Raw genomic sequence first — 11,866 nt, 5'->3', positions numbered from 1 at the left:
CGCCAGGCGTTCGGGGCTTGTGGGTCAGCTACCGATTTTGGTGTTCACCTTGTCCAGTTTGGCTCGGCCCAGAGCCTGCTGGGTCAACGTTTTTTCGAGTGCCTTGATGGCCTGAAATATGTCTTCATCCTCAGCGTTTTCCAGCCTCAGCTTGAGGGCATCGAACTCCTGACGATAGGTCGTTTCCATAAAGGTTTGCCAGATCGGTTGCTCAAGAATCAGCTGAGTCAGCAAGCCCCCTTCTTCCAGAGCCAGCACACGCTGACAGGCCGCCTCGATCATCTCCTTGCTCACCTTGGAAATAGCCCGAAACTGCATGCCTCGCGCTTGCCATGGCAGATCCAGGCGCTCCGCCAGATCCGTCATGTAAGCCAAATGCACCTCGACTTCATCGATGGTTCCACCTTCGGTTCCGAGGCGATAAAAGGTCTCTCCGGCCCGCAGGCGCTCAGCGACACGCTCGCGGGCAATCCTGCCCAGTTCGTCCAGACGCGCCTTGCCCCTCGCCAGTTGCAGCAACTCGGCTTCCACCAGCCCCGGATTGGCCAATGAGCGAGCCTCGTGCACCAATACCTCGACGCCCATTGCATTGAACAACTGAGTGCCGCCATCGACACAGTTGGTGGTGCTGGTCGCCTCGGCAAACAGCTTTTCCCGTAACTCGGTTCTTTCGGCCATGGCCTCGAGCATGCGCCACACTTTGGCAGTGAGTTCGATACGATAACTTTTGTCGTCGGCCTTGAAATCGTAGGACTCGGTCAACCGCCGGATTTCATTGAAAAACGGCAGCGAGCCATACTCGTCTTCGACGCAGTCCCAGATGGGCTGTTTCGCATTCCACTTTGCATTGCTCAGCCCTTCTCCCCACTCGGAGCTGTCTAGCACGCCGCGAGGGGGATAGGCACGATCAGGGTCCAGACCGAGCGATTCGATGTAAGTGCGCACCTGTTCAAGGTTCTCGGGCGAAATCCAGCCCTCTTCGCGAGTGAAGAATGTGCGCGCCAGCAACTCTGCACGGAAGGAACCGGGCGCCACATCGGGAATTTGCGTGAGCACGTTGAACTCAAGGTTCAGATAAATGCTGCGCGGGCGATTGCGGGCAAGGTAGCCCGTGGGCCAGGTATTGAGCTGGCCATGGTTAAGGGTTATCGCCTGCAAGTTGGGCATACGACTGACATCAGGCGGCAAGCGTAACGGGTTGTTATCCAAGCGCAACAGGTGCAAGCGGGTCAGTCCCCTGAGGTGGGCGATTCCCTCGCTGTCCAGGGAGATGTTGTTATCGCTGAGCACCAGATGAGTCAGCCAGCGCATGTTGCCGATCTCTTGAGGAAACAAGGTCAAACGGTTTTGCGTCATGTTCAACTGGCGCAATTGCCGGAATGGCCGCAGGAATCCAACCTGTTCATTACGCAGTCGTACGTTGTTCAGACTGAGTTCGGTTACGTGATCAAAACTGGCCGCCAGTTCAGGCATCGTCGCCATATGCCTGTCCAGAGGGAAACCATCCAGATTCAATGCTTGCGGCGCCACGATACCGGGGGCCTCAACGCCCGCCGGTCCGGTGCGCTGCCAGCAGCGGCGGAGTTTCGCGTAGAGATCGGTTCTGGATTGCCACTCCGCGGCTCCGTCGGCTGTAAGGCGCCAGGATTGGGTAGGTTGGTTGACCCAACGACGCATTGAATCATTGAAGCGGTTGAACTCGGTTTCCAACGCAGTCAGTCGCTGATTGCCCCAATCACCAAAATCGTTCAGAAGCGCCTGTACCTGACTATCATCCAGGCCTGGATAGAGTGATCTTGTACGAACTCGCAAAAGATCCGGATCTTGTGAGCGCACCCTGTAAATGCGCATTCCGCCACGCAAACGCATGATCTGTGGGTCGTAAGCGGGCTTGCGTATCGGGTGATCCAGCAGGGTTTTCGAGAACGCGTCGTGTGACAGCGGCGTTTGTTTAACCGCCTGACGCAGCTGCGCCCCCTGATTGATCTCATACCCCAGCGTTTTGCGGTCGGCATCGGGCAAGGCATGCAGCAATGCCCCGTACAGATCGTCCGCTCCCTGCAGATGGCCACCCTCATTGTCGTAAGCTTCATAGCGCCCGTCCTCGCGCAATACCAACACCTTGCGCACCGAGGCATCGACCGGGCCAACGCTGTCACGCAGTGTGCCGGTGGAGGAGAAATCGCGGACTTCGATGCGCATATCCGATGGCCATTTCGGCCAGTTTGCCAGGGTATGCAGCGCCAGCCGGTCGGTGTCGGCATTACTCAATCCGTCTAGATAAAGCCCTTCATAGGCGCGACTCAAACGCAGGCCGAACACCGACTTTCGCGCCATTTCGCGTAAGCGCAACGGGATCCGTCTGTCTCGGGTCAACTTCAACAACTCGGCTTCAGTGGCATCGTCCAGCAGGGCTTGTGCGGCGGCGTTCGACAGGTCCGGAAAATCCCGCTTCAGCAGGTTTATCCGCGCATCGCTGGTGGTTTCCCGGGCCTCGTACAACGTATCGAACAGTGTTTTTTTGCTGTCTTGCGCCAGACGGGCGATGCGTTTTTGCAGCTCGGCAATACGCGCCGAGCGTTCTTTCGCAACTTCACTGCCGAACCAGTCCTGCAATTGCGACTCGCTGAGGGCGTCAACCACTCGTGTCGGCAGGCGGCCTTCGCAAACATCCGCCCGGGAAATGTTGAGGGTATTTTCAGGCGTAGCCTCAGCTGCACCGAAATTCAGTGATGGTCGGCCCGAAGCGGCATCGGCTTCCAGCACCAGGGCCCTGGATTCTGGCCAGCCATGTAACGCAGTAACAAACCCCGTCACATTCTCCGACAGTTCCTGCGGCACCTGACCATTCAGGATTTGCGCACTGAGCTTGTCGGCGTCCGCGTAAGCCTTGAAGCGCTTCAGCGTGTCCATGAACAAGGGCGCCGGTGGATCATTTTCGACATGCATACGACGTAGTACGCCTTCCTCGACACCGCTGACATGCCGCACCTGCTCCAGCACTTCGTCACTGATCCCATCCACTGATGGACCGAGACGCCGCAACAGCTTGCCCTTGTCCCATTCCATCGGTTGTTCGAACTCCGTGTGCCAGGCGCCAGCACCGTTGTGTTCGATGTTCAGTTGATAGGCATCTGGCCGCTTGGGATGTTGCAGTCGAGGCTGTCCAGTGAGCGGATCCTCCTTGAGCACGAATTGCTTGCCCTCGAGCGGCAGCACTTTGCGCCCGTCATGCTCGATGACACCGAAGTCATCGGGCGTTGCGGTTTCGGGCAGCGTCAGGCGGTGCTCATAAGGTGCATGATCGGGTTTGATCAGACGTGTTTTTCCGTTGGGCAGTTCCACCGGTTTAAGGCTGTCGATCAGGGGTGATGGTCTGATCGGCGTGGGGCCTTTGGGCAGCACGTGCCCCATGAACATCAGGGCCAATTGCGCACCGTTGATCAAGAAACTGTTGACGTGCGCCGCGCCCTCTTCGACGTCACCCTTGCTCCAGTCTTCAATGCCCTCGACCAGCTCCACCAGCAATTGCGCGGCCATCAGGCCCAGCATGGCCGGCCCGAGCACTGGCACCAGCATTGCGCCAAAGTTGAACAGGTTCCAGGCTTTGTCCAGATAGTTGCTCAGGCGTTTCCAGCGAGCACTGGCGTCTTCGTCATCGGTCGGCACCGCGATCAATCGGGCATCGGCGATGGCTTTGTCGCGGCGCTCACGAAACAGACGGCCCCACAGGTCGTCGCTGATCAGATGAGTGACAGGTTGCGCATTAGGGTTTTCCACCGGCGTTTCTCGCCACCATGGCCCCATGTCCAGCGGTTCGCGCCGTTGCCAGGTGAGGGTCTTGAGCCGCTCGTTGACCCGGCTGAAAAAAATCGCCTTGTCTTTCTGTGCGACAAAACGACTGAAAAAAACCTGGTAGTCACTTTCACGCAGTTGGCCGATCAGCGTTTTCATGAAGTCGGTGAGCGAGGCATATTCCTTCAGCGGATGGTCCGGGTCATCCGGTACCCAGGCGATCAAATGCCCGCTCAGCCGATTCTGGCTGTAGATTTCGTCCTTGCGCAGCATCTCTTCCACCACGCCTTTCGGGCCGTTGGCGAAAAAAGCCTTGAGCAGGCGAAAGGTATCGAAGCCATTGGGTAGCGAGGACGTTGCCCGTCGGGAGAAATCAAGCCATTGCTTGCGTGCATCGGGCGTCAGGCCATCAATGGCCCTTTTGACCGCCGCTGGTTCGGCCACAGCGCTGAACAGCACAACGCCGGTCATCTGGCAGCCCATTAGCGACAAACGATGACTTTGCAGCGCACGACCATACCACTGGATATCAGACTTGCCGTCGATCAGTGCGCCGATCGATGCGTAGCCGTGCAGGCCGATATCGCCCTTGAGATACGCCGTCGTCGACGCCAGTTTAAGGGCCGCTTTGTCACTGGCGATCGAACGTTCCTTGAGCAGGCGAGCGGCATTGGCATCTGCGGGGGTGAGCAATGACTTGATGTGAGTCTGGTATTGCCCGCCTATATCGACACGGCGACACAGCGCCGCAAATTTTTGCGGGGTGATGACCTTGTTCTCGTGCAGGTCGCCACGAAAGTCCTTGCGTAACACCGCGGAGCCGCTGCGAAACGCATCATCACGGGTTTCATCCTCTTCGAAGTTGTGCAGCGCCGCTTCGAGCAGCGTGGAGCGACGGATGGTACTGGCCTGGGTATCGATTACACCGGCGATTTTGTTCGGCACATACAGGCGCAATTGCAGGTCATTCGGATTGCCATGCTCGTTGAAGTTCGAGAGCAACAGGGTTTTGAGCAACGGCTCGGCAAAGGCCTTGATGTCGTGCTGCAAATCGCCGAGCAATTCGTCCAGCCGCCCTTGCAGGCGCCAGCGCTCGTCGATGAGTTGCTTGAGATAGTCGCGGTCCATCGGTCGGGCTTTCAGATACCAGGCAGGGAACGTCGGCTGTACATCCACCGCCGTCAGGAGCCTGGCCCGTGGTGCTTCGGTAATCGCCCTGGGGATCAACGGTTTTATCCGTTGGTGATGAACCCCGTTGTCTTCCTTTTTTGCCGGACTTGACGGCCCTGTTGGATTGCTTCCTTGCAATTGAGGCATGTCTTGAACACCTTCAAACCATTGATTGGGTCTCTATGGTCATGCGCTTGTCCCGTGAACAAAAGCGCAAATAATCGTTGGTTCAATGTACAAAAACAGCCCTGTGCATTCGGAAATCCAGGTGCCGAAAATATCTATTTACCGCACCACACAACCACGAATGTGCCGGCTTTTATCGCGAGCAAGCTCGCGCCTGCAATGGATCGTGCTGTTCACAAATCCTGTGTTCACAGCAATCACCCGTGGGAGCGAGCCTGCTCGCGAAAGCAACCTGACAGCCAACACAAAAACACCAGAACGCTTACTCGACCAGCAGCCGCCCCAACCGCTGCTTGAGCATTCGATTCTCCGCCCGAAGCTGCCGGACCTCTTCAAGCAGGTCCAGCGCCAGGGCGACGCCTTCCCATTCCAGCTCCAGATCGCGCCGCAGCTTGACGGCGCGTTTGGCCAGGGTCAGCTCATAATCGTTGAAACGCCAGTCCTTGGGCTGGGCGCCCTGAGGTTCGAGGATGCCGTGTTCGACGATTTCGATCACATGGACGTCCGACAAATCGGCCGCCTCACAGAATTCTGCCAGGTCCAGTTGAACGATCAGGGGGCTGCTCATGACGGGCTACTCCATGTCTGGGTTCAGAAGTGTTCTCTGGGATCGAACGCGGCTTTTTTCGCCAGTTCCTGCCACAGGGCCTTGATGTCATCGTCGGACTTCTTCGGCATGACAGCCTTCAGTTGTACGAACAGATAACCGCGCTCACCGGCCTTGTTCATCAGGCCATGGCCCTTGGCGCGCATGCGCTGGCCGTTCTGGCTGCCCGCCGGTACCTTGAGGTTGATCTTGCCGGTCAGGGTCGGCACGGCGACTTCTGCACCCAGTGCCAGTTCCCACGGTGCCAATGGCAAGGTGATGATCAGGTTCTCGCCTTCGACGTCGAATTTCGGGTGCGGGGCAAAACGGATCGTCAGGTACAGGTCGCCATTGGCGCCGCCACCCACGCCCGGAGCGCCCTGCCCCTTGAGGCGAATGCGCTCGCCGTCGGTCACGCCGGCGGGGATCTTCACGTTCAGGCTTTTGCTGGTGTTGCTCACATGCTGCCCGGCCGCGTTGTACTGCGGTACCTGGAAGGTGACCTTCTTCGACTCGGTCGACAGTGTTTCTTCGAGAAAAACCCCAAGCTCCATTTCCACGTCTTGCCCTCGGCGTCCGGTGCTGCGACGCGACTCTCCACCACCAAAGCCTGGCCCACGATTGCCGAATATCGAACTGAAAAAGTCCGAAAAATCGCCCGTGTCCTGGCCACCACCACCGAAACCGCCACGGCTCTGCCAGCCCGGAGGCCCCTGGAATGGCTGGCCGTGCTGGCCATAGCGGCGCAAATCATCGTATTCGGCGCGTTTGTCCGCGCTTTTCAGCGCTTCATAGGCTTCCGAGGCGTCCTTGAACTTGGCCTCGGCGTCCTTTTCCTTGCTGACGTCGGGGTGGTATTTGCGCGCCAGCTTGCGATAGGCGGCCTTGATCGCCTTGTCGTCTGCTGTCGGCTCCACACCGAGAATCTTGTAATAGTCTTTGAAGTCCATCGAAGGAATCACCATCCGTTATCAGAATCGCGCCACAGGCCACAGCATGCGCTTGTTTGCAGCCATTGGTCTGACCGATCTCAAATTTGTGACCGGGCGGCGCAGCAGAAGTTTATCGGCAGCACGCGGGGCTTCTTGCGAGCACTCCCGCGGCTGTCCGGTTGATGCAGGGTAGTTTGGGGGGGATGCCCCATCTTTCAAGGCATCGTCTGCGAAGAATTAGCAGATAACCGGCCTTCGAATCTGGCGCGCTCTGACATACACTGCGCGGCCGTTTTTTAACCGGAACCTGAAAGACATGAACAACGCATCTCCAGCCCGTGCCTTGGGTATCGACTTTGGCACGTCCAACTCCACTGTCGGCTGGCTGCGCCCCGGCGTGGAAACGCTGATCGCGCTGGAGGACGACAAGATCACCCTGCCGTCAGTGGTCTTCTTCAATATCGAGGAACGTCGCCCGGTGTACGGCCGGCTGGCGCTGCACGAGTACCTGGAAGGCTACGAAGGCCGCCTGATGCGCTCGCTCAAGAGCCTGCTGGGTTCCAAGCTGATCAAGCACGACACCAGTGTCCTGGGCACGGCGATGCCGTTCAAGGACCTGCTCGGGCTGTTCATCGGCCAGCTCAAGAGCCGCGCCGAAGCGGCCGCCGGTCGGGAATTCGAAGAAGTGGTACTGGGTCGGCCGGTGTTTTTTGTCGACGATGACCCGATGGCCGACAAAGAAGCCGAAGACACCCTGGTCGACGTGGCACGCAAGATCGGTTTCAAGGAAGTCTCGTTCCAGTACGAGCCGATTGCCGCAGCGTTCGACTACGAGTCGACCATCGAGAAAGAAGAGCTGGTACTGATCGTCGACATCGGCGGTGGTACCTCCGACTTCTCGCTGGTGCGCTTGTCGCCGGAGCGTCGGGGTGTGGATAACCGTCACGAGGACATCCTCGCCACCGGCGGTGTGCACATCGGCGGAACCGACTTCGACAAACAGCTCAGCCTGCAAGGCCTGATGCCGCTGTTCGGCTACGGCAGCCGCATGAAGAGCGGCGCCTACATGCCCACCAGCCACCACATGAACCTGGCGACCTGGCATACCATCAACTCGGTGTACTCGCAGAAGTCGCAACTGGCCCTGGGCAGCATGCGCTACGACATCGAGGACACCGGCGGTATCGACCGCCTGTTCAAGCTGATCGAGCAGCGCGCCGGGCACTGGCTGGCCATGGAAGTGGAAGAAACCAAGATCCAGCTGACCCACGCCGACAACCGTCACGTGCCACTGGACCGCATTGAAGCGGGCCTGAGCGTGGACTTGAGCCGTGCATTGTTCGAGTCGGCCATCGACAGCCTGCTGGAGCGGGTGCGAGCCAGCGTCACCCAACTGCTGGCGGACGCCAATGTGCGGGTCGATCAGGTCGATACGGTGTTCTTCACCGGTGGTTCGAGCGGGATTCCGGCATTGCGCAACAGTGTTTCGGCGATGTTGCCGAATGCGTGGCATGTGGAAGGGAACATCTTTGGCAGTATCGGCAGTGGTCTGGCGATCGAGGCGGCCAAGCGTTACGGCTCCATGGACTGATCCAGATTCAGTGGTGCCCCCTTCGCTGGCAAGCCAGCTCCTACAGGATTGCGTCGCCCTTGTAGGAGCTGGCTTGCCAGCGAAAGCGTCAGACCAGAGCCTGCATCTTTCGGATCAAACCATCCCCACCTGCTTCAACTCACTCTTCAGATACGCGTAGTAAATCGGCCCCGCCACCACCCCCGGCAGGCCGAACGCGGCCTCGAACACCAGCATCGCCAGCAGCAACTCCCACGACTTGGCACTGATCTGCCCGCCGACGATGCGCGCGTTGAGGAAGTATTCGAGCTTGTGGATAAAAATCAGATAACCCAGCGCTGCCACGGCAACCCAGATCGACAGCGACAGGCCGACGATGGTGATCAGTGTGTTCGACATCAGGTTGCCGATCACCGGCAGCAGGCCGAGCAGGAACGTCAGCACGATCAGGGTTTTGGTCAGCGGCAGCTTGATACCGAACATCGGCAGGATCACCGCCAGGAAAATCCCGGTGAAGACGGTGTTGAGCAGGGAGATCTTGATCTGGGCGAACACGATGTTGCGAAACGCCTGGACCAGCAGGTGCAGACGTTCGAACAGCGCCGCCGCCAATGGTTTGCGCTTGGTCAGGTCCGGAACGCGCTGCAAGGCAATGATCGCGCCGAGCACCATGCCGATCAGCAGCGTCACGAACATGTGCGCCGCATCCTTGCCCACCAGTTGCAAATCACTGAGGTGCTTGCTCACCCACTCGCCAATCGCCACACGAAACTCCGCGGCACTGGCTGGCAGGTAAGCGTCGATGAACGGCGGCAGTTGCCCGCGTGCGCGGTCGACTACGCCCATGAACTTGTCGAGGGAAGCGCCAGGGTTTTCTGCTTCGTGCAGCAGGAAGCTGATGGCACCGGCAAAGATCAGCGTCAGCACGCTGACAATCAGAGTCCCCAGCAACGCCACCGCCAGCCAGCGTGCGCGCCGGCCCTCGATCAACCGCTGCAGTTGCGGGGTGAGCATGTTGACCAGTTCGAACACCAGCAACCCGGCGAGCAGGCTGGGCAGCAATCGCAGCGGGATGACCAGCAGCAGCCCGCCAAAAATGATGACCCAGCTGATGACCAGCAAAACTTGACGCTGAGAAAACGTTGGCATACAGCCTCAAAAACGAACGGCATAAAAAGGATTGGCAGTCTGCCAGCGATCCGGTGCGAGCACTAGGGATTGTGTGGGGCGACCTTAGTGGGGGGTCAGGTTCTTTTGCAGTGCTGCGACCGACCTCATCGCGAGCAGGCTCGCTCCCACATTTGTCCTGTGCACTCAGTCCCACTGTGGGAGCGAGCCTGCTCGCGATGAGGCCCTCGCAGCTGCCACATCAATCGGCTCAATGTTTATTTTTTCTTCAGGCAATCGCTCATGAACGCCTTGCGCTCGTCACCCTTGAGGGCTTTGGTGGCGGCGTCGGCGTTGCAGGTTTTCATCTTCTCTTGCTGTGGGGTCAGGGCCTTGCCGACATCGTTTGCCGCCGGTGCAACCTTCAGGCAAGTGCTCATGAAGGCTTTGCGCTCGTCGCCCTTGAGGCTTTTCGCGGTGGCGTCGGCGTTGCAGGTAGTCATCTTTTCCTGTTGGGCTGTGGCGGCGAAGCCTTGGGAGCAGAGCAGCAAACCGATCATCAACAAAGGGACACGCATCATCTTCATGGAGTTTTCTCCTGGTCGCCACACCGAGGGGCACGGCCTTGAACTGGAGTGTAGACAACCCCTGTTACACCTTCCTGTTCTCCAGGTGGCTGCGGCGATACTGCTCCGGCGTACACCCGGCCTGGCGCTGAAACATCGCGATAAACGCCGAGCCGGTGCTGTAGCCCATGTCGAAGGCGATCTCTTGAACACTGCGCGAGCTATCCAGCGCCTCGATCGCCGCCAGAAACCGCAGGCGCTGGCGCCACTCACCGAAACTCATGCCCAGTTCCCGCACGAACTGCCGCGCCAGGGTGCGCTCGCTGACATGAATGCGTGCAGCCCATTCCGACAGCGCTCGGTTATCCCCCGGCTCGGCCTGCAATGACTCCAGAATCCCCAGCAGTCCCGGGCTGCTGGCGTAGGGCAGGTAGCACTCGTGCACCGGTGCCTGTTGCAGTTGGTCCACCAGGACTTGGGCCAGACGCTGGTCCGCAGCCTGCTCGGGGATTTTCACGTCACGGGCGGCGAAGTCCTTGAGGATCGCCTTGAGGATGTCGCTGATGGCCAGGGTGCAGGCTCGCGGCGGCAGATCGGCGCACACTTTGGGGGCCAGGCACACCGCACGGTAGTTGACCGGTTGGTGACTGTAGAAACTGTGTTCGATCTGCGGCGGCACCCACACCGCGTATTGCGGCGGCGACATGAAGCGGCTGCCATCGACGTCCATGTGCAGCACTCCGTGGGCCGCGTATTCCAGCGTCCCCCAGGGATGCCGGTGGGGCGCGGCGTATTCGTGGGCGTCGAAATCGGCGTAGCGGAAGTACACCGCCGACGGCAGTTCGCTGAAATCCAGCAGGTCGATGTGTTTACTGCTCATACTGTCCGTCATCAAGGGCCGGTTGTCTGGATTGAAGTATAGGCTTGTATCCAGACAGGCGGATAATTGCCCCTCATTAACGTTCTGGTTTTTCCCGATGCAATACGCTTACCCCCTGCTGGCCATTCTTATCTGGGCCGGCAACACCGTGATCACCAAAATGTCGGCCGGGGCGATCTTCCCTGCCGAGATCGGTTTCTACCGCTGGCTGCTGGCCGGGTTGCTGTTCACGCCCTTCATGCTCAAACCGGTGCTCGCCCATTGGCCGCTGATCCGCCCGAAACTGGGCAAGATCTTTGTCCTCGGTGTGCTGGGCATGGCCGTTTATCAAAGCCTCGCGTACTTCGCCGCGAGTCTGACCTCGGCCACTAACATGGGCATCATCCTGTCGCTGATGCCGCTGATGTCGCTCGCCATGGCGATCATCAGCCTCGGCCAGCGCCTGACCATGGGGGCCCTGGCCGGTGCGGTGCTGTCGTTCGCCGGTGTCCTGGTGGTGGTGTCGTCCGGCAGCCTTGGCGCATTGCTGGAACACGGGGTCAACCTGGGTGACGCGATGATGCTGATCGCCACCCTGGCCTACGCGGTCTACAGCACCTTGCTGAAAAAATGGCAGCTGAAGCTGCCGCCGCTGGTGCTCCTGTATTTGCAGGTGCTGGTGGCCGTGTTGGTGCTGTTTCCGCTGTTCCTCGCCTCACCGAAAGTCGGCCCGACCCTGCAGAACATTCCGCTGGTGCTGTACGCCTGTCTGCTGGCTTCGATGGTCGCGCCGCTGGCGTGGATGCAGGCCGTGGTACGTTTAGGGCCGAGCCGGACCACGCAGTTTTTCAATTTGCTGCCGTTGATTACCGCATTGATTGCGGCGGTGGTGCTGCATGAACAGCTGGCGATGTATCACCTGGTGGGCGGGGTGCTGACCTTGGGTGGGGTGATTGTTTCCGAACGTTGGACGACGGTGTTGGGCCGTAAGGTCAGTGTTGCCTGATCTGACGCCATCGCGAGCAGGCTCGCTCCCACATTTAATCTCCAACGCTCACAAATAATGTGTTCACTGCATACCCCTTGTGGGAGCGA

8 protein-coding genes are annotated in these 11,866 nt (G+C 59.2%); 2 read left to right on the top strand and 6 right to left on the bottom strand.

Translation table 11 applies throughout. The annotated features are described in order from the left end of the window. Window positions 1–24 precede the first annotated feature (24 nt). The 3 genes from KGA83_RS13630 to KGA83_RS13620 form a co-directional block, all read right to left on the bottom strand. Window positions 25–5,112: an NEL-type E3 ubiquitin ligase domain-containing protein gene (locus KGA83_RS13630; protein WP_223529896.1), complete on the bottom strand. Its 5,088-nt coding sequence runs from the start codon at window positions 5,110–5,112 to the stop codon at window positions 25–27. A gap of 301 nt (window positions 5,113–5,413) precedes the next feature. Next, a complete protein-coding gene (locus KGA83_RS13625) occupies window positions 5,414–5,719 on the bottom strand; it encodes a chaperone modulator CbpM (protein WP_108218462.1) in 306 nt (101 codons plus the stop codon). A gap of 23 nt (window positions 5,720–5,742) precedes the next feature. Next, entirely contained in the window at window positions 5,743–6,687 is a 945-nt protein-coding gene (locus KGA83_RS13620) for a DnaJ C-terminal domain-containing protein (RefSeq protein WP_108218461.1), read from the bottom strand. Window positions 6,688–6,985: 298 nt separating this feature from the next. Here KGA83_RS13620 and KGA83_RS13615 point away from each other — a divergent pair, with 298 nt between their 5' ends. After that, window positions 6,986–8,260, top strand: coding sequence for an Hsp70 family protein (locus KGA83_RS13615; RefSeq protein ID WP_108218460.1), 1,275 nt, complete (start codon window positions 6,986–6,988; stop codon window positions 8,258–8,260). 114 nt (window positions 8,261–8,374) lie between these two features. On the opposite strand, the gene KGA83_RS13610 is transcribed toward KGA83_RS13615, so the two are convergent. From KGA83_RS13610 to KGA83_RS13600, 3 genes are all read right to left on the bottom strand, one after another. Next, complete coding sequence (locus tag KGA83_RS13610) at window positions 8,375–9,388, bottom strand: AI-2E family transporter (RefSeq protein ID WP_108218459.1); 1,014 nt, start codon at window positions 9,386–9,388, stop codon at window positions 8,375–8,377. Between the two features lie 236 nt (window positions 9,389–9,624). Then, window positions 9,625–9,933: a PsiF family protein gene (locus KGA83_RS13605; RefSeq protein WP_108218458.1), complete on the bottom strand. Its 309-nt coding sequence runs from the start codon at window positions 9,931–9,933 to the stop codon at window positions 9,625–9,627. A 64-nt stretch (window positions 9,934–9,997) separates the two neighbouring features. Then, entirely contained in the window at window positions 9,998–10,792 is a 795-nt protein-coding gene (locus KGA83_RS13600) for an AraC family transcriptional regulator (RefSeq protein ID WP_108218457.1), read from the bottom strand. A 97-nt stretch (window positions 10,793–10,889) separates the two neighbouring features. On the opposite strand from KGA83_RS13600, the gene KGA83_RS13595 reads away from it, so the two are divergent. Next, on the top strand, window positions 10,890–11,777 hold the full coding sequence (locus KGA83_RS13595) for a DMT family transporter (protein WP_223529894.1): 888 nt from the start codon (window positions 10,890–10,892) through the stop codon (window positions 11,775–11,777). Window positions 11,778–11,866: the final 89 nt, after the last annotated feature.

This window comes from Pseudomonas sp. GL-R-19 (assembly GCF_019956375.1).
Lineage (GTDB): Bacteria > Pseudomonadota > Gammaproteobacteria > Pseudomonadales > Pseudomonadaceae > Aquipseudomonas.
The sequence above is the reverse complement of the archived record's forward strand: the minus strand, read 5'-3'. Positions and strand labels throughout refer to the sequence as shown.

Excerpts from the sequence above, each read along its gene's own strand:
- KGA83_RS13630 (WP_223529896.1), bottom strand. The coding sequence starts at position 5,112 with ATGCCTCAATTGCAAGGAAGCAATCCAACAGGGCCGTCAAGTCCGGCA.
- KGA83_RS13625 (WP_108218462.1), bottom strand. The coding sequence starts at position 5,719 with ATGAGCAGCCCCCTGATCGTTCAACTGGACCTGGCAGAATTCTGTGAG.
- KGA83_RS13620 (WP_108218461.1), bottom strand. The coding sequence starts at position 6,687 with ATGGACTTCAAAGACTATTACAAGATTCTCGGTGTGGAGCCGACAGCA.
- KGA83_RS13615 (WP_108218460.1), top strand. The coding sequence starts at position 6,986 with ATGAACAACGCATCTCCAGCCCGTGCCTTGGGTATCGACTTTGGCACG.
- KGA83_RS13610 (WP_108218459.1), bottom strand. The coding sequence starts at position 9,388 with ATGCCAACGTTTTCTCAGCGTCAAGTTTTGCTGGTCATCAGCTGGGTC.
- KGA83_RS13605 (WP_108218458.1), bottom strand. The coding sequence starts at position 9,933 with ATGAAGATGATGCGTGTCCCTTTGTTGATGATCGGTTTGCTGCTCTGC.
- KGA83_RS13600 (WP_108218457.1), bottom strand. The coding sequence starts at position 10,792 with ATGAGCAGTAAACACATCGACCTGCTGGATTTCAGCGAACTGCCGTCG.
- KGA83_RS13595 (WP_223529894.1), top strand. The coding sequence starts at position 10,890 with ATGCAATACGCTTACCCCCTGCTGGCCATTCTTATCTGGGCCGGCAAC.